We start from the raw sequence: 21872 nt of genomic DNA, 5'->3' as shown, positions 1-21872 counted from the left end.
GCAGCTCAGGCGAGGGCGTCCAGCAGCAGGGCCTGGAGCACGAAGCACCGGTTGTCGGCCAGCGGGGTCTTGTCTCCGAGAAGCCCGGCCAGTTGCTCGGCCGGATGGCCTCGCATGGCAGCGCCATCGAAGACCGGAATCCCGGCATGCTGGCCGATCTGTTGAACGAGCACGGGCTCCAGGCCCTGGCACTCCACTGCCTCGTAGAGGCGGCCGAGCATGCGGGCGGTGTGCTGCACTTCCTGCGGCGTACTCGCGGACGACAGGCTCGAGCGCATGACGGCTACGTGGGCGCCCAATGCCTCCGCGGCGCGACGGAACAGCGCCTGAGCCTCGTCGGGCTGCGTTTCGCACAGCAGCCCCAGGTTCTTGCCGCGCAGCAGCTGGCGGGTGGTCCCGTCCAGCGAGGCGCGCTGGAGGATGCGCGCGTGGCACAGCAGGCTCGCCACGTTCAGTGGAGAGAGCTGCGGCTCGGCCTCGGGACTGCGGGCGTTGTTGGAAAGGGGCATGGCAATGGTCAATGTGTGACTCGCCAAGGTTAGGGACGCCAACGGTCCCGGACTTGATGCAGGTCAAAGCACGGAGCGGGCCTCGTGCGACTTGCAGCACGCCGAATGCCGTTGATACACGCCGGACACACTTCATTCACCGAGCGTTACCCACCGATTCCGACCGTTGTCATTGCGTTGCCGAGGGCTTCCTAGCATCCATCCATCGACACGCGACAGATCACCAAGGAGTCCAGATGCTCAATACCGCCACTTCCTCGAAGACCACACCGGTCCTGCCGACCATCGGCCGGGAGTGCGCGGACCGGAGCACCGGCGATACGCTGAAGCTGCTTGCCGAGCAACTCAAGCCGCAGCGCCGTGTGGTGCACACGGGTGACACGATCTACCAGGCGGGCGAGCGCTTCGGCAATCTCTACATCCTGAACTCGGGCTTCTTCAAGATCGTGAATCTCTCGGCCGATGGGCGCGAGCAGGTGGTGGGTCTCAAGTTCCGCGGTGACTGGCTCGGCTTCGACGGCATCGCGGGCAGCCGCTACTCATGCGATGCGGTGGCCATGGATACCGGCGAGATCTGGGTTGTGTCGTACGAGGCCCTGCTGGCCGCCTGCGTCACGCATCCCGGCTTGCTGCAAGTTCTGCACACCGCCATGAGCCGGGAGATCTCGCACGACCGGGACTCGTTGATGTCCGTCTGCACACTGCCGGCCGACGCCCGCGTGGCCGACTTCCTGCGCTACTGGGCGGAGACGCTGGCCGAGCGCGGCATGCGCACCGACGAGATCACGCTGCGCATGACGCGCGCCGAGATCGGCAACTACCTGGGCATGACGCTCGAGAGCGTGAGCCGCGCGCTGTCGCGGCTGGCGCGCGACAACGTCATCGGGTTTGCCACCAAGGGGCGCCGCGATGTGCAGATTCCCGACGTCGGCGCACTGTCGGCCTTCGTGCAGCGCTGCCTGGCACCTGCACCCGCAATGCTCCAGTAAAGGTCGCAGCCGCGCGTTCAGGCGTGGCCGGCCAGCACCTTTGCCATAGCCCGCGCAAGTTCGGAGCGCGAGTAGGGTTTGCGCAGCAGTTCCCAGCTCTGCGGCACTTCTCGGTCGGCATCCAGCAACTCGGACGAGAAGCCCGACATCAGCAACACCGCCAGCCGGGGAAAGCGCTGCTGCACCTCGATGGCCAGCCGCGTGCCTCGCATGCCGGCGCCCAGGGCGATGTCGCTCAGCAGCAGGTCGAAAGGCCCGGCGCCTGCGTCCAGCGCCGACAACGCCTGCTCGGCCGTGGCGGCCGTGACGACATCGCAGCCCAGCGTGGCAAGGAAGGTGTGCACCACCTTGCGCACCTCCGCGTCGTCCTCGACCAGCATCACGCGCAGTCCGGGCGGAATCGTTTCGTCGGCACGTTCGTCCTCGGTGGCTGGCGGTCCGGCTTCTTCCTGTTGCGGCAGGTAGAGCGTCACGGTAGTGCCCCGGCCCGCCTTGCTGTCGATCGCGACCGCGCCCCGGGACTGGTTGACGAAGCCGTGCACCGTGCTCAGGCCCAGCCCGGTGCCGCGGCCGGCGTCCTTGGTGGTGAAGAAGGGCTCGAAGGCGCGCTCCTTCACTTCCTCGGACATGCCCGTGCCGCTGTCAGCGATGGAGATTGCGACGAAGCGCGCAGCGGCGTTGCTGTTCGGGTCGTTGCGTTCGCTGCGCAGTGCCTCCGGCAACGCACCGCACAGCTCGGTGCGAAACCGCAGCGTGCCGCCTTCGGGCATGGCGTCACGCGCATTGATCGCAATGTTGAGCAGCGCCGATTCCAGCTGCCCCGCGTCTGCCACCACAGGCGGACAACCAGGCGCGGTGTCGATTTCGATGCGAATGCGCTGGTCCAGCGTGCGCCGCAGCATGTCGGCCAGGGAGTGCAGCAGCGCATGCGTGTCGACGGCGATCGGCTGCAGCATCTGCCGGCGGGAAAACGCCAGCAGCTTGCCGGTGAGTTCGGCGCCCCGTCGCGTGGCGCGTGTGGCGGCACCCAGCAACTGCTGGGCGTAACTGTCCTGCGCAAGTGCGGGCAGTTCTTCCAGAACCTGGAGGTTGCCCTGGATGACGGTCAGCAGGTTGTTGAAATCGTGCGCGATGCCGCCCGTGAGCTGGCCGACGCTTTCGAGCCGCTGCGCATGGTTGAGCGCCTCCTCGGTCTGCACGCGCTGCAGGCTGGTGGCAAGCAGGCTGGACAGCGACTCGAGAAAGCGCACTTCTTCGTCGCCGAAGCGCTTGGACTCCTTCGAGCGCACCGACAGCATGCCGATTACCCGCCCCCGGTCGGACAGCGGCACCGCGAGTGCGCTGACCAGTCCGGCGTCGAGGTAAGCCTGGGGCACGGCGAAGCGATGTTCCTTGCCATAGTCCGGCACCACGACCGGCCGGCCTTGGGAGAGCACGAAACCCGGCGGGGTGTCGGGGCGGTTGGCAATGCGCGAACCTATCTCTTCACCGGCGATCAGGCCGATGCCGCTGACTACGCGAAACTCGAGGCCGTTGCTGTCGAGCAGCCACACCATCGCGACCTCGACTTGCAAGGCCGTTGTGATGATTTCCGGCACATGCTCGAGCACCACCTGCAGATCGCGCGTGTCGACTGCCAGGCGTCCCAATTGGGCCAGGTGCTCGCTGTAGCGGGCGCGTTGCAGCGCCTGCTTCACGCGCGGGTAGGCGCCGATGTCGCGGATGGCGGCCACGACGAAGGGCAGGCCATGGTTCTGCAGCGGGCTGAGCGCGATCTCGACCATGACCTCGCTGCCATCCTTTCGCTTGGCCACCAGCTCCATCTGCGTGCCCATGGGGCGCGGGCGGGGCGCGCGGCCATAGGCCTCGCGGTAGGAGGCATGGCGCGGGCGGATGCTGTCGGGCACCAGCACGTCGACGTTCAGGCCCACCAGTTCTTCCACCGCATAGCCCAGCAGCGCCGCTGCCGAGGGGTTGGCCAGCATGATGCTGCCGGACTGGTCCACCAGCAGCAGCGAATCGGGGTAGGCGATGAAGAGCGAGCGGAACACGCTGCCTTCCTCGATGCCCGACGGCAAGCCCTGGATGGGCACGTCGAGCAGGAAAGGCGGGTTGCGTGCAGCGTCAGCCATGGGAAACCGGCGGCACCAGGATGTAGCCTGCGCCTCGCACCGACTTGATGAGCTGCGGGTCGTCCGCATCCGCCTCGATCTTCTTGCGCAGCCGGCCGACCTGCACGTCGATCGTGCGGTCGAAGGGGGCGGCTTCTCGTCCGCGTGTCTGCTCGAGCAGGAAGTCGCGCGACAGCACGCGGCCGGGATGGCGGGCAAAGGCTTGCAGCAGGTCGAACTCGCCGCCGGTCAGCGGCACTTGCTCGCCTTGCGGGTTCCTGAGGCTGCGCGCGGCGGTGTCGAGCTGCCAGCCGGCGAAGCTCAGCTTGTCGGGAGAGGCTGCAACGGGCGCCGGGGACGCGGGTGTCTCGGGCGTGAGCCGGCGCAGCACCGCCTTCACGCGCGCCACCAGCTCGCGCAGGTCGAAGGGCTTGGTCACGTAGTCGTCGGCCCCAACCTCAAGGCCCACGACCTTGTCCACAGCATCGCCCCGGCCGGTGACGATGACGAGGCCGCAGCGCCAGCTCTCGCGCACGTGGCGCGCAATGGTGAAGCCGTCTTCGCCGGGCAGGCCGAGATCGAGCAGTACGAGGTCTGCGGGATCGGTGTCCATCAGCGCCATGAGGGCCCGGCCGTTGTGGACCTGGGTGACACGGAAACCGTGGCCCTGCAGGTAGTTGGCCAGCAGCAGCGTGATGTCAACCTCGTCGTCGAGCACCGCGATGTGGGAGGCAGGTTTCATACAAGGGCAAGGAAATAGAGCACGAATGTTGTAAACATCCTGAATCGAAGGGGAGCGTAGCACGCAAGCCTTGTTTGCGGCTCTCTTTGCAGCCGTGCCGTCGGCCGTAGCGTCCAGCGATAAAGGATGTGCGATCTTGTGCGGCCTTTGATCCCGCGCAAGCCGGGCAGGGCGGTGCGGCGTCAGCATTCGTGTGAACGCCCCATCGGGGCAAGAGGACACACATGAACTCCGACTTCACTTTTCCGCTGGAGCTGTGCAAGGCGCAGTACGGCATCTGGCTGCACTCGCTCGAAATGTTCGAGACGATCGGATCGCGCATCCTGCAGGACGGCATCGCACTGACCCGCGCCGAGACGGATGCCGTCACGCGGGCCGAGGACTGGCGGGCGTTGGCCATGGCGCCGATGCATGCGTTCCGGCGCTCGGACACGAACGATGTTTCCCACACGCCACCGGTAGCCATCGAGGCCACACCATCCCGGCGGGCCGTGGTGAACGACGCCTTGCGCACCCTGCACGGGGCATTGGCCGCGGCACCGCCCGCACGCCGGCAGCATGCTGGTCGCAAGGCAGCCGCGACGCGAAGGAAAGCGTGACGCTCTCGACCATCTCCGTGCACCTCGACCACACCGAGCGGTGCGAGGTCCGCACCCGCCTGGCGGTGCGGATCGCCAGGCTGATGCAACCCGGCGCCGCCACCTGCTTGCGCGGAAGAAGCGGCCGATGGGCCGATATGCTCGTGGAGCACTGACGCGCACGGCTACAGCAGCCCCTGGTTGGCGGCCGCGATCACCGCATGCGCACGCGTGCGCACCTGCAGCTTGAGGCAGATATTTTTCATGTGGGCGCAGACCGTCCGCCCGCTGATCGAAAGATGGCGGGCGATGTCCCCTGTGACGTGGCCTTCGGCAACGAGCCGGAGCACCTCGCGTTCCCGCGCCGAGAGAACTCCGCGGGGGCCACCTTCGGCTTCCCGCAGTGCAAGGGGAGCATTTCCAAGTCGCATCAGCAGGTGCCGGATCACGCTCGGCGACACCGCCGCGCCGCCATTGACGACCTGCAGCACCGCTTGCGCGAAATCCTGGAACCAGGAGTTCTTGACGAGATAGCCCCACGCACCCGCGGTGAACGCCCGGCGCACATGAACCTCGTCTTCCAGTGCCGAGTGCACGATGACTTCGACCGAACTGCAATGGCGTCGGGCGCTCTCGATAAGTTCGAATCCCTTGCCGCCGCCGAGCCGGACATCGATGATGAGCACGTCGAATTCATGCTGTGTCAGAAGGCGCTTGCCTTCCTGCAGGCTGCCCGCTTCGCCGACGATACGCACGCGCGCATCCATCGCCAGTTCGCGGGCGATTGCACGCCGCGCATCGGCGTCTTCGTCGATCACCAGCACCCGCACCGGCTTCCCGGGCTGGCCGGTCAGGAAGCCCGGCCATGAATTCGCCGGTACCCGATTCGTCTCTTGCGCAGGGGCGCTTTCGATCTTCGCGAGCCAGTGCGGGGCGCCACGCGTCAGCGGTGACGGCTCGGGTGGGACTGCATCCAAGGATGGCTCCATGCTGTTGCTGAAGTTCAGTTCAGGCTGAAGGAGTCCATGGCGTCAGAGCACTGCGGACCACGAGCCCGAGATGCGGCTTTCGAGTTCCGCGATGCCCACGTGGCACAAGTCGTTGTTCAGCGTGGCCTTGAGCCGCTGGGTGACCGCTTCGCTCAGCTGCGCCTTCAATTCGCCCATGAAAGGGTTCGAGGCGAAAAGCGTGAGGGAGGCGTACTCGCCGACCTTCAGGCCCGCCTCCAGCCGCTGGGCGATTTCCTTCGCGAAGCGCTGGTGCTCCTTGCGCCGTGCGTCGCTGTGCGGCTCGAAATGGTTGAGGCCCCGGCTGTTGTCGGCGGCCTGGCTGCCGGGACGGTCCGACTCGAGTTCCCTGGCGTGCAGCCGGCTTGCATCGTGTGCGAGGGTTTCGACTGGCACGAGCGGCGACTTGGCGGTGTCTCGGCGAAAGATGCGTGCCGATGCGGCATTGGCGATGACGATCAATTGGGTCTTCATGACGCTTCCCGGAGTAAGGGCGATGCCCAAGACTAGGACGTGCATTCACGGCAGACGTTGCGCTGGATCAAGTTCCGCCCCTTGCCCGGGCTGCTTGTGCGGCGCACGAGGCGGTCTTTGACCGCCCCGGACTCTGTCAGCGACCGAGCCGCTCGAAGAATTCGAAGATGCCCATGCCTGCCAGCATCGCGGCCACGAAGACAAGGGCCTTGACTTCGCCCATTCCGAGGGCGACCAGGCCCGGGCCGGGGCAGAAGCCTGCGATGCCCCAGCCGATGCCGAAGAGCAGGCTGCCCGCGATCAGGCGACGGTCGATGTGGCGCGCCGAGGGCAGGCGCATCTCGGCCCCGAGGATGGATACCGTGCGACGCCTTGCCAGCTTGAATGCGACCATGCCGACGGCAATGGCACCGGCCATGACGAAGGCCAGGGACGGGTCCCAGGCGCCGGAGAGGTCGAGGAAGCCGAGCACCTTGGCCGGATTGGCCATGCCGGAGACGATGAGGCCGAGCCCGAAGACCAGGCCGGCGAGCAGCGAAGCGAGAACGAGCATGAAATCCCCTCAGGCACCGAGCAGATGACGTGTCACGAACACCGTGGCAAAGCCGGCGCCCATGAATGCGGCCGTGGCCACGAGCGAGCGCGGCGACAGGCGGGAAAGGCCGCAGACCCCGTGGCCGCTGGTGCAACCAGACCCGTAGCGAGTGCCCAGGCCGACGAGCAACCCCGCCAGGATCAGCGTGCCGTAGTTCGCGTCGATCTGCGGCCTGGGCAGCGCCGCGAAGAGCAGATAGACCAGCGGTGCGCCGACAAGCCCGAGCGTGAAGGCGGCGCGCCAGGCTATGTCGCCCCTGATCGGCCTGAGGAGCCCGCCGAGTACGCCGCTGATGCCTGCGATGCGCCCGTTGAGTAGCACGAACATCGCCGTGGCGATGCCGACGAGCACGCCGCCGGCCAGCGCTGCGAACGGGGTGAAGTGGTTCCAGTCGATGGCCATCATTCCTCTTTCGGGCAGTAAAGGCGGTAGAGAACCGCGAGGATTTCCAGCATCGCCGGGTCGGCCACGCTGTAGAAGATGTTCTTGCCGTCGCGACGGGTGTTGACCACGCCCTCGTTGCGCAGCACGCCCAGTTGCTGCGACAACGTGGGCTGGTGAATGCCCAGCTTCTGCTCCAGATCGCTCACGCACATCTCGCCTTGCGACAGTTGGCACAGGAGGAGGAGGCGGTCTTCGTTGGCCAGGAGCTTGAGCGCCACGACCGCCTTGCCGGCGGCTCCGCGCAGGAGTTCAGGGTCAATGGCCAGGGATGAGTGCTTCATGAGTTCCGGGCTTCGCTTTCGATTGACATATTATATTCAAATATATATTGTTATGACGGGCAACGGAACATCCATGGATGGAGCACTCATGACAGCACGCACGACGACCCAAGGCTTTTTCGATCCCGCGACATGGACGATTTCCTACGTCGTGTGGGAGCACGCCACCAGGCATGCCGCAGTCATCGACCCCGTGCTGGACTACGACTTCAAGTCAGGGCACACCGGCACCGCGTCGGCAGACAAGCTGCTTGCCTATGTCCGCGACCACGGCCTGAGCGTCGACTGGATCCTGGAGACCCATGCGCACGCCGATCATCTGTCCGGCGCCCGCCACGTCCAGGAGCAGGTCGGCGGAAAGATCGCCATCGGCGAGAACATCCGCGTCGTCCAGTCGACCTTCAAGAAGCTCTTCAATCTCGAACGCGGTTTCCTGCCGGACGGAAGCCAGTTCGATCATCTGTTCAAGGATGGCGAAGTCTTCAGGATCGGCGACATCGAAGCCACCGCCTTGCTGGTGCCGGGCCACACCCCCGCAGACATGGCCTACCTGGTGGACGGCGCCGTCTTCGTCGGCGACACGCTCTTCATGCCCGACCTCGGCAGCGCACGCGCCGACTTTCCCGGCGGCGATGCGCGCCAGCTCTACGGGTCGATGCGCAGGCTGCTGGATCTGCCGCCCGACACCGCCGTGTACGTCTGCCACGACTACCCGCCGGCGTCGCGGCAGGCCCGCTGGCAGAGCACCGTGGCGGAACAGCGCGCACACAACATCCATGTGCGCGACGGCATCGGCGCCGACGAGTTCGTCGCGATGCGCACGGCCCGCGACGCGACGCTGGACGTGCCGACGCTCATCCTCCCGTCGATCCAGGTGAACGTGCGGGCGGGGCGGCTTCCTCCGGCCGACGACAACGGCGTTGCGTACCTGCGCATTCCGTTGAATGCGCTCCCGGTGCACCGCTCCCCGGCCCGGAGCTAGCCGGGCAGGGCGGGTTCAGTGCGCCTCGGTCAGCTGATCGAGGATCGCCGGGTTCTCCAGCGTCGACACATCCTGCGTGATCGCCTCGCCCTTGGCCACCGAGCGCAGCAGGCGGCGCATGATCTTTCCGCTGCGCGTCTTGGGCAGGTTGTCGGCGAAGCGGATCTCCTTGGGCTTGGCGATGGGGCCGATCTCCTTGCCGATCCAGGCGCGCAGTTCGGCCGCCAGGCGGTCGGCTTCCTTGCCCTCGGGGCGGGGCTGCTTGAGCACCACGAACGCGCAGATCGCCTCGCCGGTGGTGTCGTCTGGCCGGCCGACCACCGCGGCCTCGGCCACCAGCGCCGTGCAGGCCACGAGCGCCGATTCGATTTCCATGGTGCCCATGCGGTGGCCGCTGACGTTCAGCACGTCGTCGATGCGCCCGCCGATGGTGAAGTAGCCCGTGAGCGCATCGCGCGCGGCGCCGTCGCCCGCCAGGTAGTAGCCGCGCAGCTCCGGCGGGTAGTAGCTCGAACGGTAGCGCGCGTCGTCGCCCCACACCGCGCGGATCATGCTCGGCCAGGGCTTCTTGATGACCAGCAGGCCGCTCTCGCCGTTGGGCACGTCGTTGCCCATCTCGTCGACGATGGCCGCGGCGATGCCCGGAAAGGGCAGGGTGCAGGAGCCCGGCACGAGGTCGGTGGCACCCGGCAGCGGCGTGATCATGTGGCCGCCGGTCTCGGTCTGCCACCAGGTGTCGAGCACCGGGCAGCGGCCGCCGCCCACGTGCTTGCGATACCACTCCCACGCGGCCGGGTTGATCGGCTCGCCGACCGAGCCCAGCACGCGCAGGCTGCGCAGGTCGTAGCGGTCGGGGTGAACGGCGGAGTTGCCTTCGGCTGCCTTGATGAGCGAGCGGATGGCGGTGGGTGCCGTGTAGAAGACCGTGACGCCGTGCCGTTCGATCATCTGCCAGAAGCGCCCCGCGTCGGGGAAGGTGGGCACGCCCTCGAACACCACCTCCGTCGCGCCGATGGCCAGGGGGCCGTACGCGATGTAGGTGTGGCCGGTGACCCAGCCGATGTCGGCCGTGCACCAGAACACGTCTTCGTCGTGCATGTCGAAGGTCCACTTCGTGGTGAGTGCCGCATGCAGCAGGTAGCCGCCGCTGCAGTGCTGCACGCCCTTCGGCTTGCCGGTGGAGCCCGATGTGTAGAGCAGGAACAGCGGATGCTCGGCGCCTACCCATTCGGGTTCGCAGCTGTCGCCCTGCACTTCAGTGATCTCATGCATCCACAGATCGCGCGGCGTCCATGCAATGGGCCCGCCGGTGCGGCGGTAGACGATGACCGACTCCACCGCCTCGCAACCGCCCAGTGCGAGCGCCTCGTCGACCATTGCCTTGAGCGGCAGTTGCTTGCCCGCGCGCACCTGCTGGTCCGCCGTGATGACCACGGCGGCGCCGGTGTCCGCGATGCGGTCGCGCAGCGCGTGCGCCGAGAAGCCGCCGAACACCACCGAGTGCACCGCGCCCAGCCGCGCGCAGGCCTGCATCGCGACCACGCCTTCGACCGACATCGGCATGTAGATGACGACACGGTCGCCTTTCTTCACGCCGCGCGCTTTCAGCGCGTTGGCCATGCGGCAGGTCTGCGCGAGCAGTTGCGAATAGGTTGTGCGAGTGACCTTGCCGTCGTCCGACTCGAAGATGATCGCCACCTTGTTGCCCTTGCCGGCCTCCACCTGGCGGTCGAGGCAGTTCCACGAGACGTTGAGGGTGCCGTCCTCGAACCAGCGGTAGTAGGGCGCATCGCTGCTGTCGAGCGTCTTGGTGAACGGCGTTTTCCAGCCGATGAATTCGCGCGCAAGGCGAGCCCAGTAGCCCTCGTGGTCGGCCTCGGCTTCGGCCACTAGGGCGTCGTAAGCGGCGACACCGGCGATATGCGCGGTGCGGGAGAGTGCTTCCGGGGGCGCATAGACCGGAAGACGGGACGGGAGATCGGGAGCGTTCATGTCTCGTGTCTTTCGTGGGGGTGGTGGCGCGATCTTGCCGACGGTGAAGGAGAAAACCTTGCGCCAGCGCAAGCTTCGATGCGGCGCGTGCACTCCTAATCGGGCCATCGCACACAAGGAGACTCCATGGAAGACGATCTGGTCGCGCGCATTGCCGCGAATCCGCAGTACAAGCAACTCAAGCGTCGGCGCGACCGCTTCGGCTGGACGCTGGCGGTGCTGATGCTCGCCGCCTACTACGGCTTCGTGCTGCTGGTGGCCTTCGACAAGGAGTTCCTGGCGCGACGCATGGGCGAAGGCGTCATGACCCTTGGCATGCCGATCGGCTTCGGCGTGATCGTCTTCACCGTGGCCATCACCGGCTACTACGTGCGCCGTGCGAACGCGGAGTTCGACACCCTGTCCGACGCCGTGGTCAAGGCCGTGCAGAAGGTGGCCAAGCCATGAACGCACATCTCCTGCGCATGCGGTCCGCCGCCGTCCTTCTTGCGCTGGGCGCCGTCTCGGCGGGCGCTCTTGCGGCTGGCGCCGATCTGGGCCAGCTCCAGCGGCAGCCCACCAACTGGACCGCCATCGGCATGTTCGCGCTGTTCGTGGTGGGAACGCTCTTCATCACCAAGTGGGCCGCGGCGCGCACCCGATCGGCATCCGACTTCTACACAGCCGGCGGCGGCATCACGGGCTTCCAGAACGGGCTTGCCATTGCGGGCGACTACATGTCGGCGGCGTCGTTCCTCGGCATTTCGGCCGCGGTGATGGCCACCGGCTATGACGGGTTGATCTATTCCATCGGCTTCCTGGTGGGCTGGCCGGTCATCACCTTCCTGATGGCCGAGCGGCTGCGCAACCTCGGCAAGTTCACCTTCGCCGACGTGGCGGCCTTCCGCTTCAAGCAGACCCCGGTGCGCATCTTCGCGGCCTCGGGCACGCTGGTGGTGGTGGCGTTCTACCTGATCGCGCAGATGGTGGGGGCAGGGCAGCTCATCAAGCTGCTGTTCGGCCTGGAGTACTGGATCGCGGTGGTCATCGTGGGCTCGCTCATGATGGTGTACGTGCTCTTCGGCGGCATGACGGCCACCACCTGGGTGCAGATCATCAAGGCCGGCCTGCTGCTGGGCGGCGCGAGCTTCATGGCGGTGTCTGTGCTGTGGCACTTCGGCTTCAGCCCCGAGGCGATGTTCGCCGGTGCGGTGAAGGTCAAGACCGACCTGGCGCTCAAGGACGGCAAGACCGCCCAGGTGGCAGCGAGCATCGGGCAGTCGATCATGGGCCCGGGCAACTTCGTGAAGGACCCGATCTCGGCCATCTCCTTCGGCATGGCGCTCATGTTCGGCACGGCAGGCCTGCCGCACATCCTGATGCGCTTCTTCACCGTGCCCAGCGCCAAGGAGGCGCGCAAGTCGGTCATGTGGGCCACGGGCTGGATCGGCTACTTCTACCTGCTGACCTTCATCATCGGCTTCGGTGCCATCACCTTCGTGCTGACCAACCCCGACTTCCTCGACGCCAAGGGCGTGCTCAAGGGCGGCGGCAACATGGCGGCGATCCACCTGGCCAATGCGGTGGGCGGCAACGTGTTCCTGGGCTTCATCTCGGCGGTGGCCTTCGCGACCATCCTCGCGGTGGTGGCGGGCCTCACGCTGTCGGGCGCGTCGGCGGTGTCGCACGACCTGTATGCCACCGTCATCAAGAAGGGCGACGCCGGCAGCGCGGCCGAGCTGCGCGTGTCCAAGATCACCACGCTGGCGCTCGGTGCGCTGGCGGTGCTGCTGGGCATCGTGTTCGAGAAGCAGAACATTGCCTTCATGGTGTCGCTGGCCTTCGCCATCGCGGCCTCGGCCAACTTCCCGGTGCTCTTCATGTCGGTGCTCTGGAAGGGCTGCACCACGCGCGGCGCGGTGATCGGCGGCTTCCTCGGGCTGGTCTCTTCGGTGGCGCTGACGGTGGTGTCGCCTTCGGTCTGGGAGGCCACCTTCGGCTACCCGGCGGGGTCGGCGCCGTTCCCGTACACCTCGCCGTGCCTGTTCTCGATGAGCATCGCGTTCGCGGGCATCTGGCTGTTCTCGGTGCTGGACCGCAGCGCGCGCTCCCAGGTGGACCGCGGCGGCTTCCTCGCCCAGCAGGTGCGTTCCGAGACCGGCATCGGCGCACACGGCGCGAGCGGGCACTGAACGAGCCTGCACGCTGGCCACGGCCCGGCGCCGTGGTCAGTCAGCGCCTATCAGCACCTTGACATGCGCTGCGGCGCTGCGGGCGAGGGCGCTGAGCGCATAGCCGCCTTCCAGGCAAGAGATGACGCGCCCATGGCAATGGCGCTGCGCCACATCCATGATCTGCCGTGTGACCCAGGCGTAGTCGCGCTCCACCAGGCCGAGGTTGCCCATGTCGTCCTCCCGATGCCCGTCGAAGCCCGCCGAGATGTAGACAAGCTGCGGCGCGAAGGCATCGAGCGCGGGCAGCCAGCACCCGGTGACAGCCGCGCGGAACGCATCGCTGCCCGAACGCGCGGGCAAGCCAATATTCACCATGTGCGAGCCGTTGTCGTCTTCGCCCGAGAAGGGGTAGATGCCCTTCTCGAAGATGGAGCACATGAGCACGCGATCGTCGCAGCGGAAGATGTCGGCGCTGCCGTTGCCGTGGTGCACGTCGAAGTCGATCAGGGCCACGCGCTGCAGGCCGTGCACGTCCAGCGCATGCCGGATGCCCACTGCCACATTGTTGAAGAAGCAAAACCCCATGGCCGCTTCGCGCACCGCATGGTGCCCGGGCGGACGCACGTTGCAGAAAGCCGTGGACGCCTTGCCCGCCAGCACCAGGTCGGTTGCCAGCACCGCGGCACCGGCGGCGCGCAGCGCGGCCTGCACGGTGTGCGGGTTCATGAGGGTGTCGGGGTCGACGAACCGGTGGCCTTCGGTGGGAGCGGCGGCAATGAGTTCGCGCACGTACGACATCGTGTGTGCGCGCGCCAGCTGGGTGCGCGTGGCAAGGGGCGCATCGTACGGAGCCATGTAGTCGAGCAGGCCCGCGATCAGCAGCCGGTCATGAATGGAGGAAGACCGCTCGGGGCATTCCGGGTGGCCCGCGCCCATGTCGTGGTGCGCGCAGTCGGGATGGGTGATGTAGGCGCTGAGCATGCGAGTTCCTTCGGAGTCCCGGGGGCGGTACGCGCGGAAGGCTCGCTGCCAGACGCGACCCCGAAGTGGGTTGGGGAAGTTTCACTCTAGGCAAACAGGCGCATGTCGCTGTTGCGCTGTATCAAGCAAGCGGACGACAAGCGCCGCTTTCGCTACGGCTGGAATGCCGGCACGGTGTTGACGTGCATCAAAGGCCGTGGGAGGTGCGGTCCGCAGAATCGCCCGCACTGTTCACGAGGTACGAATGCAATCCCTTCTTTATTCCGGTCTTCTCGATCTTCCATGGTGGGGCGCGGTGCTGTCCGCGCTGGCGCTCACGCATGTCACCATCGCTTCGGTCACCATCTTCCTGCACCGCCACCAGGCGCATCGCGCTCTCGAACTGCACCCGTCGGCGAGCCATTTCTTCCGCTTCTGGCTGTGGCTGACCACCGGCATGGTGACGAAGGAGTGGGCCGCGGTGCACCGCAAGCACCACGCCAAGTGCGAAACACCCGAAGACCCGCACAGCCCGCAGGTGTACGGGCTCAACAGGGTGCTGTGGGGCGGCGTGTTCCTCTACGTGCGCGAAGCGGGGCATGCGGAAACCCTCGAGCGCTACGGCCACGGCACGCCTGACGACTGGCTGGAGCGCAATCTCTATTCGAAGCACAAGATCTTCGGCATCGTGCTGATGGGCATCGTGGACATGACACTCTTCGGCGTGGTGCCGGGCGGCCTGGTCCTGCTCACGCAGATCGCGTGGATCCCGTTCTGGGCGGCCGGCGTGGTCAACGGCATCGGCCACTACTGGGGCTACCGCAACTGGCCCGCCCGTGACGCCAGCACGAACATCTCGCCGATCGGCATCCTGATCGGCGGGGAAGAGCTGCACAACAACCACCATGCCTTTCCCAGCTCGGCCAAGCTTTCGAGCAAGTGGTTCGAGTTCGACATCGGCTGGCTCTACATCCGCACGCTGCAGGCCCTGGGCCTGGCGACGGTGAAGCACATGGCGCCCACGCCGCGCCTCGTCGCGCCCAAGGCGAATGTCGATCTCGCCACGGTGCAGGCAGTCATCCGCTGCCACTACGACGTGCTGTCGAACTACTCGCGCTCGCTGAAGAAGGCCTGCGCAGTGGAGCTCGGTCGCCTGCGCCGCATGTCGCCTGAAGCCGCGCGCGCCCTCAAGGCCGTGAAGCCATTGCTGGGCAAGGACCAGGGCCTGCTCGGCCCGTCGCGGTACCAGCAGGTGATACAGGCGTTGAATGCATCGCAGGCACTGACTACTATGTATTCCATGCGCGGGGAGTTGACTGCCTTGTGGAGCCGTTCCACCGTCACTGGCGAGCAGCTTGCCAGGCAGTTGCAGGACTGGTGCCAGCGCGCCGAGGCGAGCGGCATCGCACCGCTGGCGGACTTTTCCCGCCGCCTGCGTTCCTACGCCTGAACGGCCCTGCGCCGAGAGGATGCGATTGAGGCTTGCGTAATGGTTTGGCGATTCGATGTCTGCAACGGCGATGCCGACGGCCTCTGCGCCGTCGTGCAGTGGCGGCTGCACGAGCCCAGGCCGGCAGAGCTCGTGACGGGGCTCAAGCGCGACATCGCGCTGCTCGGCCGCGTCCAGGGACAAGCCGGCGACGAAGTCAACGTGTTCGACATCTCGATGCAGCGCAACCGCGGCGAACTGCAGCGCCTGCTCGACGACGGCCTGCGCGTGCGCTACTTCGACCATCACGCCGCCGGCAAGGTGCCGGTGCACCCGAACCTGGAGGCACACATCGACGAGGCGAGCGATGTCTGCACCAGCCTGCTGGTCGACCGCCACCTGGGCGGAGCGCATCGCGCCTGGGCGCTGGTCGGCATCTATGGCGACAACCTGGGCGCAGTGGCCGATCGGCTGGCGCTCGAAGGCGGCTTCGAGCCCGGCGACTGCGCCGGGCTGCGCCGGCTGGGCGTGCTGATCAACTACAACGCCTACGGCGAGTTCGAGCACGACGTGCGCATCGCACCCCGCCTGCTCTTTCCGCTGATGGCGCGCTACCCGGACCCGCGCGACATGCTGGCGCACGAGAGCGTCGTCGACGAGATCGATGCAATGCGCCACAGCGACCTGCGGCTGGGTGCGGACGCCGCCGTACTCTGGCAGGGGCCTCAGGGCAGCGTGCGCGTGCTGCCCGATGCGCAGTGGAGCCGGCGCGTGCAGGGCTGTCTTGCCAACGAGCTGGCAAACGGCGAGCCCGGCTGTGCGCATGCGGTGCTGAAGGTGCAGGGCGACGGCTATGTCGTCAGCGTGCGCGCGCCGCTGGCACTTCCGCGCGGCGCCCATGCGCTGTGCAGCCGCTTCGGCGGCGCCGGCCGCTCGCGCGCGGCGGGCATCGACCGGCTGCCGCGTGGTGACTTGTCGCGCTTTGTCGAGGCTTTCGCCGAGGCGTCCTGGAGTTAGCGCGCCAGACGACGTTGCAGACGCGAGGATTCCTTGCGCTATCGCAAGGGGAGGGCGGGCAGGGACGCATAACGTTGCGGCATGAAAGCACTCGTATACCGGGGCCCCGGCCTCAAATCGCTCGAAGACCATCCCAAGCCGGAGATCCAGGCGCCGGGCGACGCCATCGTCAAGATACTCAAGACGACCATCTGCGGCACCGACCTGCACATCCTCAAGGGCGATGTGCCGACCTGCACGCCGGGCCGCATCCTCGGGCACGAGGGTGTGGGCGTGATCGAGAGCGTCGGCGCCGGCGTCACGGCTTTCCGCCCGGGTGACCATGTGCTGATCTCGTGCATCTCGTCGTGCGGCAAGTGCGAGAACTGCCGCCGCGGCATGTATTCGCACTGCGCCACCGGCGGCTGGATTCTCGGCAACACCATCGACGGCACGCAGGCCGAGTACGTGCGCATTCCGCATGCGGACACCAGCCTGTATCCCGTTCCGCCCGGCGCGGACGAAGAGGCGCTGGTGATGCTCAGCGACATCCTGCCGACCGGCTTCGAATGCGGCGTGCTCAACGGCAAGGTCGCGCCCGGCAGCACGGTGGCCATCGTGGGCGCCGGGCCGATCGGCCTGGCCACGCTGCTCACGGCCCAGTTCTATTCGCCGTCGCAGATCATCCTGATCGACCTGGACGACGGCCGGCTCGAGGTTGCGCGCCGCTTCGGCGCGACGCACACGATCAACAGCACCGACGGCAAGGCGGCCGAGGCGGTGCTCGCGCTGACAGGCGGGCGCGGCGTCGACGTGTCGATCGAGGCGGTCGGCATACCGGCCACCTTCGTGCTGTGCCAGGACATCGTGGCGCCCGGCGGCACCATCGCGAACATCGGCGTTCACGGGCACCCGGCCGAGCTTCACCTGGAGCGGCTGTGGTCGCAGAACATCGCGATCACCACGCGGCTGGTCGACACCGTGTCCACGCCGATGCTGCTGAAGACGGTGCAGTCCCACAAAGTGGACCCGGCCCTGCTGATCACGCACCGCTTCACGCTGGACCAGGTGCTGGATGCCTACGACACCTTCGGGCGCGCCGCCGAGACGCATGCGCTCAAGGTGATCATCGAAGCGTAGGCAGTGGATTTTCCGGTCCATTTCCTGCGCCAGGACGCGGCGCACCACCTTGCGGGAGCATCCATGAACTTCAAGACCATATTCGTTCACCTGGACCACTCGGTCCGCAGCCCCGTGCGCGCCGCCATGGCGGCCCAATGGTCTCGGGCGCACGAGAGCCACCTGGTCGGGCTGGTGCCCACGGGCCTCTACGACGGCGTGATTCCCGCCGACGCCATCGCCACCGGCATGACCGACTACATCGCCGAGTCCGCCGACTACCTGCATCGGCGAGCCGAAGCCATCGCGCGCGAGTTCAGGGAAGGCATCGCCGGATCAGGGCCCTTGTCGTACGAGGTGCGACTGGTCGATGGCGCCGCGGTGGACGCCGTTGTGCGGTACGGGCGCGCGAGCGATCTCGTGGTGCTCGGACAGGACGACGACTCGAACAGGAAAGACACCACGGTGCGCGGGCTCGCCGAGCAGGTGCTGATGGAAGTGGGGCGACCGGTGCTGGTCGTGCCTTCGGCCGGTATGTTCGAGGGGATCCCGAAGAACATCGTCGCGGCCTGGGACGGCTCGCGTGAAGCCGCCATGGCCCTTCAGGCGGCATTGCCGGCGCTGCGGCGCGGGGCACGCGTCACGCTCCTGTCGCTGCGCCACCCGCGCGACGAAGACAACACGCAGCAGCTGCTGGTATCGGACATGATCCAGTTCCTGCTGAGGCACGGCGTGCAGGCGCGCGCCGAGTCCGAGGTGACCGAAATCGACATCGCGGACGCGTTGCTGTCACGGGTTTCGGACCTGAGCGCCGACCTGCTGGTGATGGGCGGCTACAGCCATTCGCGCCTGCGCGAGCGGATCCTTGGCGGCGTGACGCGGCAGATCCTTGCGCAGATGACGGTGCCGGTCTTGATGGCGCACTGAGGCGGCAGGGCGCCTTGGCGCCTTTTCGCTATTCTTTGACGTCGTTGAATCGCAAATCCGCCACATGGACACCACACTGGTCAACGCACTGCGAGAGCAACTCCAGCGGGAGACCGGGCAACCCGTGGCCTTGGTCGAGACGCACATCTCCTGGGTGCTGCTGACGCAGAAGCAGGCCTTCAAGCTCAAGAAGCCGGTACGCCTGCCGTTCCTGGACTTCGGCAGCGTCGAGGCCCGAAAGCACTTCTGCGAGGAGGAGCTGCGCCTCAACCGACGCTTTGCTCCTTCGCTCTACATCGACGTGGCACCGGTCTGCGGCACGCGTGAGTCGCCGCGCATCGGCGGCGCCGGCACGGTGATCGACCACGTGGTGCGCATGCTGCGTTTCCCGGATTCGTCGCTGCTGCGCAATCTGCTGGTGGAAGACCGGCTGCAGCCCGCGTTGCTCGACGGCTTCGCGCAGCGGTTGGCGGCTTTGCACGTGGCCGCGGAGCAAGCGACGCCGGTGTCAGGCTTCGGCAGCCCCGACTCGATTGTTCGAGCGGCTACGGATGTGCTGGCCGCGTTGCGAGCACAGGGCGACGACAGCCGCCTCGCCACCCTTGCAGCGCTGGACACGTGGATTCGGGAGCAGGGCCAGGTGCTGCGCATGGCATGGATCGCCCGCCAACAGGGCGGCTCGATACGTGAATGCCACGGCGACCTGCACACGGCCAACGTGGTCCTGGTCGACGGTGCGCTCATGCCCTTCGACTGCATCGAGTTCGACCCGGCGCTGCGCTGGATCGACGTGATGAGCGACCTTGCATTCCTCACTGTGGACCTGAAGGCCCATGGCCACGACGATCTTGCATTCCGCTTCCTGGATGCCTGGATGCAGCACAGCGGTGACTACCCGGGCCTGCAGGTGTGGCGCTTCTACGAGGTTTATCGGGCGCTGGTGCGGGCGATGGCCACGGGGCTGGGTCCAAGGCCCCCGGATGGCGAGGCCCGCCCCGACTACCTTGCCTGCGCGACGCGGCTGACGACGCAGCCGGAGGAGGGCGCCCGCCTGATGATCACGCACGGCTTGTCGGGCTCGGGAAAATCCAGCGTTGCCTTGCAACTGCTGTGTGCCGCGGGCGCTGTCCGCGTGCGGTCGGACGTGGAGCGCAAGCGCCTGTATGGCCTCGATCCGCTGGCGCGATCCGTCGCCCTTGGGCTCGACATCTACAGCGCGCAGGCAACCCGGCAGACTTTCGAAAGGCTGCGCGCCTGCGCCCGCGACGCGCTGCTGGCGGGCTACCCGGTGATCGTGGACGCGGCCTTCCTGCGCGGCGCCGAGCGACGCAGCTTCGAAGCCCTGGCAACCGAGCTCCGCGTGCCTTTCACGATCCTGGATTGCCGCGCAGCCCCGGCCACGTTGCGCCGCCGCGTGGCCGAGCGCAACGCGGCAGGCACGGACGCCTCGGAAGCCGGCCTCGCAGTGCTGGAGCGTCAGTTTGAATGGCAAGACCCGCTGGAGGCCGACGAGCGCGCGCTGACCATCGAGGTCTCCACGGAAGACACCGTAGACATCGCGCTGGTCGCCGCGCGCTGGCGCGCTGCGACCGCGAACCGCTGAACCCTCACTGGCTGGCGAGTGTCCCGCTCGGCAGTGTGAAACGCTCGTGTTCGGTCTTCGCGCTTTCGGGAGCACGCACCAGCAACACCGGCACGGGCGACAGGCGCAGGATGTGCTCCGCGCTGCTGCCCATGACCCAGCGGCCGATTCCTCGACGGCCGTGAGTGCCGATCACGATCAGTTCGGCCTTCGATGCTTCCGCCTCGGCGATGACCTGGTCGTGTACGGTGCCCTTGAAGCTGTCGAGCAGCACTGTGTCGGCTTCGACGCCTGCTCCCGCAGCCGTGGCCCGCGCGGCTTGGAGCAGCTTCGTGGCGTTGCCGCGCAGCTCTTCGAGCCAGTTGCCGGCATGGCCCGCGTAGGCATCCATGGCCAGCGCGAAGGACAGCTCGTCGATGACGTGCGCCAGGCGCAGGCGTCCGCCCGTGAGCTTTGCCAGCTTGATGGCTTCGGCCAGGCCATGGCTGGATGTGGAACTGCCGTCAATGGGAACAAGAATTCGCTGGTACATGGCACGACTCCGGTTTGTTGAATGGATCGGTTCAGTATCCGCACGGGCGCTCCGCGCGGCTTGACATTGATCAAGTGCGAAGCTGCGACTGGACGGGATTTGATCTGGAACAAACCCGCGCGTGAATGAAAGCGCGACCCTTGAGGCATGCACAGGACAACCCTCATGACCCACGCCACCGTTCGCATCATTCGCCAGGAGCACGCCGCGCTCGCCGCCGTGCTCCGTTCCATCGTCATGCTGCTCGAGCAACACCGAAAGAAGGGCACCTTGCCCGATTTCGCGACGCTGCGAGCCATGCTTTTCTACGTGGACGAGTTTCCGGAGAAGCGCCACCACCGCAAGGAAACCGAACTGCTGTTTCCCAAGCTGCGCGCCAGGACGCCGATCTCGCGGGATCTGCTCGACAAGCTCGACGGCGACCATGCCAAGGGCGAACGCAGGATCCGCAACGTCGAGCACGCCTTGCTCGCGTTCGAGATGCTGGGCGAGTCGCGGCGCGAAGAATTCGAGAAAACGGTCGGCGAGTATGTCGACTTCTACCTGAGCCACATGGCGCTGGAGGAGCGCGAGATCCTGCCGCTGGCCGAGCGGGTGCTGACCGAGAACGACTGGCGCGACCTGGATGAGGCCTTCGCGCAGAACCGCGACCCCATGACCGGGCACGTGCCCGACCTCGAATACAACGCGCTCTTCACGCGCATCGTGAATATCGTTCCCGCGCCCATCGGCCTGGGCCCGGCCCTCTAGGCCGGTAGCCGCAGGCCGACCGGAAAGAGCAGGGCGGTCATCAATTGGATGCCGCCCCTCAGATCGATTGCGGCGACAGCGTGACCGGGCGCACCACGTCTCGCGAATCTTCCGCGCTTCTGACGGCGGTGCCGAAGGCCTGAAGACGCGCTGCACAGCCGCCGTCATCGACCTCGCGCATCGTGACCGAAGAGCTCAGGATCGGCGCGCGACCCATGAAGTCGCTGATTTCTGCTGCCGCGTTCGGTGCCCCCTGGCCACCCATGACCGAGAGCACGGCGACGTCGGGCAGCCGATAGCGTTGGCGCGCGACGAAGCTGCGCATGGGGCCGGCGAGCTGCAGCATCCATATCGGCGACACCAGCACGACGGCATCGAAGTCGCCGGGCGGCGGACCGTCGTAGTGAATGGCGGGCTGTCGCCGGAAGAACGAATCGAGCACACAACGCAAGCTGCCGAGAGCGCCGCTGCGAGGGCGCACCTCGGTGACGCTCGCGAGTTGCCAGCTCTGCTGGCTGCACAGGAGCTCCGCGACCTGGCGGGAAGTGCCCGTGTAGGAATAGACGATCACCAGGACGTTGTTCATGCTTGCCTCTGCTGCTTTCATGGACAGTCAATGTAGGCAGCGTCGGAATCCATGGCCTTGCGCTGCATCAAGTACCGGCGGTGTCGCGCCAGCGCGCCACGAGCCATCGGATTTCTTGATTTGGCGCAAGGCGA

The 21872-nt window shown here is 66.9% G+C and carries 24 protein-coding genes; 12 read left to right on the top strand and 12 right to left on the bottom strand.

Annotated features, from left to right (window positions below):
* Positions 1–5: 5 nt before the first annotated feature.
* A complete protein-coding gene (locus BLW48_RS06760) occupies positions 6–509 on the bottom strand; it encodes a Rossmann-fold NAD(P)-binding domain-containing protein (RefSeq protein WP_093173595.1) in 504 nt (167 codons plus the stop codon).
* Positions 510–745: 236 nt separating this feature from the next.
* On the opposite strand from BLW48_RS06760, the gene BLW48_RS06755 reads away from it, so the two are divergent.
* On the top strand, positions 746–1498 hold the full coding sequence (locus BLW48_RS06755; RefSeq protein ID WP_093074280.1) for a Crp/Fnr family transcriptional regulator: 753 nt from the start codon (positions 746–748) through the stop codon (positions 1496–1498).
* 17 nt (positions 1499–1515) lie between these two features.
* On the opposite strand, the gene BLW48_RS06750 is transcribed toward BLW48_RS06755, so the two are convergent.
* Both BLW48_RS06750 and BLW48_RS06745 read right to left on the bottom strand, forming a co-directional pair.
* Positions 1516–3630, bottom strand: coding sequence for a PAS domain S-box protein (locus BLW48_RS06750; protein WP_093173593.1), 2115 nt, complete (start codon positions 3628–3630; stop codon positions 1516–1518).
* Positions 3623–4351, bottom strand: a complete 729-nt coding sequence (locus tag BLW48_RS06745; protein WP_093074276.1) for a winged helix-turn-helix domain-containing protein — start codon at positions 4349–4351, stop codon at positions 3623–3625. Before BLW48_RS06745 ends, BLW48_RS06750 begins: the two co-directional genes overlap by 8 nt.
* 224 nt (positions 4352–4575) lie before the next feature.
* Here BLW48_RS06745 and BLW48_RS06740 point away from each other — a divergent pair, with 224 nt between their 5' ends.
* Together BLW48_RS06740 and BLW48_RS35355 are read left to right on the top strand one after the other, a co-directional pair.
* Complete coding sequence (locus tag BLW48_RS06740; RefSeq protein WP_093173591.1) at positions 4576–4950, top strand: hypothetical protein; 375 nt, start codon at positions 4576–4578, stop codon at positions 4948–4950.
* Positions 4947–5105 carry a hypothetical protein gene (locus BLW48_RS35355; RefSeq protein ID WP_177142287.1) on the top strand — a complete coding sequence of 53 codons (159 nt, stop codon included), beginning with the start codon at positions 4947–4949 and terminating at the stop codon, positions 5103–5105. Before BLW48_RS06740 ends, BLW48_RS35355 begins: the two co-directional genes overlap by 4 nt.
* Before the next feature lie 9 nt (positions 5106–5114).
* On the opposite strand, the gene BLW48_RS06735 is transcribed toward BLW48_RS35355, so the two are convergent.
* The 5 genes from BLW48_RS06735 to BLW48_RS06715 all read right to left on the bottom strand — a co-directional run bounded on the left by BLW48_RS06735 (position 5115) and on the right by BLW48_RS06715 (position 7730).
* Complete coding sequence (locus tag BLW48_RS06735) at positions 5115–5753, bottom strand: response regulator (RefSeq protein ID WP_256330719.1); 639 nt, start codon at positions 5751–5753, stop codon at positions 5115–5117.
* A gap of 207 nt (positions 5754–5960) precedes the next feature.
* Positions 5961–6410 (bottom strand): host attachment protein, encoded by a 450-nt coding sequence (locus BLW48_RS06730; RefSeq protein WP_177142286.1) that lies wholly within the window; start codon positions 6408–6410, stop codon positions 5961–5963.
* A 136-nt stretch (positions 6411–6546) separates the two neighbouring features.
* Positions 6547–6963, bottom strand: a complete 417-nt coding sequence (locus tag BLW48_RS06725; protein WP_093173584.1) for a DUF6691 family protein — start codon at positions 6961–6963, stop codon at positions 6547–6549.
* A 9-nt stretch (positions 6964–6972) separates the two neighbouring features.
* A complete protein-coding gene (locus BLW48_RS06720) occupies positions 6973–7407 on the bottom strand; it encodes a YeeE/YedE family protein (RefSeq protein ID WP_093173582.1) in 435 nt (144 codons plus the stop codon).
* Positions 7407–7730 (bottom strand): ArsR/SmtB family transcription factor, encoded by a 324-nt coding sequence (locus BLW48_RS06715; RefSeq protein WP_093060072.1) that lies wholly within the window; start codon positions 7728–7730, stop codon positions 7407–7409. The genes BLW48_RS06720 and BLW48_RS06715 overlap by 1 nt, the downstream gene beginning before the upstream one ends.
* Positions 7731–7818: 88 nt before the next feature.
* On the opposite strand from BLW48_RS06715, the gene BLW48_RS06710 reads away from it, so the two are divergent.
* Positions 7819–8712, top strand: coding sequence for an MBL fold metallo-hydrolase (locus BLW48_RS06710; RefSeq protein ID WP_093173580.1), 894 nt, complete (start codon positions 7819–7821; stop codon positions 8710–8712).
* A gap of 15 nt (positions 8713–8727) precedes the next feature.
* On the opposite strand, the gene acs is transcribed toward BLW48_RS06710, so the two are convergent.
* Positions 8728–10704 (bottom strand): acetate--CoA ligase, encoded by a 1977-nt coding sequence (gene acs / locus BLW48_RS06705; protein ID WP_093173578.1) that lies wholly within the window; start codon positions 10702–10704, stop codon positions 8728–8730.
* Between the two features lie 126 nt (positions 10705–10830).
* Here acs and BLW48_RS06700 point away from each other — a divergent pair, with 126 nt between their 5' ends.
* Positions 10831–11151 carry a DUF485 domain-containing protein gene (locus tag BLW48_RS06700; RefSeq protein ID WP_093060066.1) on the top strand — a complete coding sequence of 107 codons (321 nt, stop codon included), beginning with the start codon at positions 10831–10833 and terminating at the stop codon, positions 11149–11151.
* Positions 11148–12875, top strand: a complete 1728-nt coding sequence (locus tag BLW48_RS06695) for a cation acetate symporter (protein ID WP_371127432.1) — start codon at positions 11148–11150, stop codon at positions 12873–12875. The genes BLW48_RS06700 and BLW48_RS06695 overlap by 4 nt, the downstream gene beginning before the upstream one ends.
* A gap of 36 nt (positions 12876–12911) precedes the next feature.
* Here BLW48_RS06695 and BLW48_RS06690 read toward each other — a convergent pair whose 3' ends face one another.
* A complete protein-coding gene (locus BLW48_RS06690; RefSeq protein WP_093173576.1) occupies positions 12912–13838 on the bottom strand; it encodes a histone deacetylase family protein in 927 nt (308 codons plus the stop codon).
* Positions 13839–14082: 244 nt separating this feature from the next.
* On the opposite strand from BLW48_RS06690, the gene BLW48_RS06685 reads away from it, so the two are divergent.
* The 5 genes from BLW48_RS06685 to BLW48_RS06665 all read left to right on the top strand — a co-directional run bounded on the left by BLW48_RS06685 (position 14083) and on the right by BLW48_RS06665 (position 19891).
* Complete coding sequence (locus BLW48_RS06685; RefSeq protein ID WP_093173574.1) at positions 14083–15267, top strand: DesA family fatty acid desaturase; 1185 nt, start codon at positions 14083–14085, stop codon at positions 15265–15267.
* Between the two features lie 39 nt (positions 15268–15306).
* Positions 15307–16263 carry a hypothetical protein gene (locus BLW48_RS06680; protein ID WP_093173572.1) on the top strand — a complete coding sequence of 319 codons (957 nt, stop codon included), beginning with the start codon at positions 15307–15309 and terminating at the stop codon, positions 16261–16263.
* 81 nt (positions 16264–16344) lie between these two features.
* The gene (locus BLW48_RS06675; protein WP_093173570.1) at positions 16345–17382 is read left to right on the top strand and encodes a zinc-dependent alcohol dehydrogenase family protein; all 1038 of its coding nucleotides are present in this window, start codon (positions 16345–16347) and stop codon (positions 17380–17382) included.
* Positions 17383–17445: 63 nt separating this feature from the next.
* Positions 17446–18288: a universal stress protein gene (locus BLW48_RS06670; RefSeq protein WP_093173568.1), complete on the top strand. Its 843-nt coding sequence runs from the start codon at positions 17446–17448 to the stop codon at positions 18286–18288.
* Between the two features lie 64 nt (positions 18289–18352).
* On the top strand, positions 18353–19891 hold the full coding sequence (locus tag BLW48_RS06665) for a bifunctional aminoglycoside phosphotransferase/ATP-binding protein (RefSeq protein ID WP_093173566.1): 1539 nt from the start codon (positions 18353–18355) through the stop codon (positions 19889–19891).
* Positions 19892–19895: 4 nt separating this feature from the next.
* On the opposite strand, the gene BLW48_RS06660 is transcribed toward BLW48_RS06665, so the two are convergent.
* A complete protein-coding gene (locus BLW48_RS06660; protein ID WP_093060133.1) occupies positions 19896–20402 on the bottom strand; it encodes a universal stress protein in 507 nt (168 codons plus the stop codon).
* Between the two features lie 165 nt (positions 20403–20567).
* Here BLW48_RS06660 and BLW48_RS06655 point away from each other — a divergent pair, with 165 nt between their 5' ends.
* On the top strand, positions 20568–21152 hold the full coding sequence (locus tag BLW48_RS06655; protein ID WP_093060135.1) for a hemerythrin domain-containing protein: 585 nt from the start codon (positions 20568–20570) through the stop codon (positions 21150–21152).
* 58 nt (positions 21153–21210) lie between these two features.
* On the opposite strand, the gene BLW48_RS06650 is transcribed toward BLW48_RS06655, so the two are convergent.
* Entirely contained in the window at positions 21211–21738 is a 528-nt protein-coding gene (locus BLW48_RS06650) for a flavodoxin family protein (RefSeq protein WP_093060137.1), read from the bottom strand.
* Between the last annotated feature and the right edge of the window lie 134 nt (positions 21739–21872).

Source organism: Variovorax sp. YR266, assembly GCF_900107295.1.
In the GTDB taxonomy this organism is placed as follows: Bacteria; Pseudomonadota; Gammaproteobacteria; order Burkholderiales; family Burkholderiaceae_C; genus Variovorax.
This window is presented reverse-complemented; position numbering and strand designations above follow the sequence as displayed.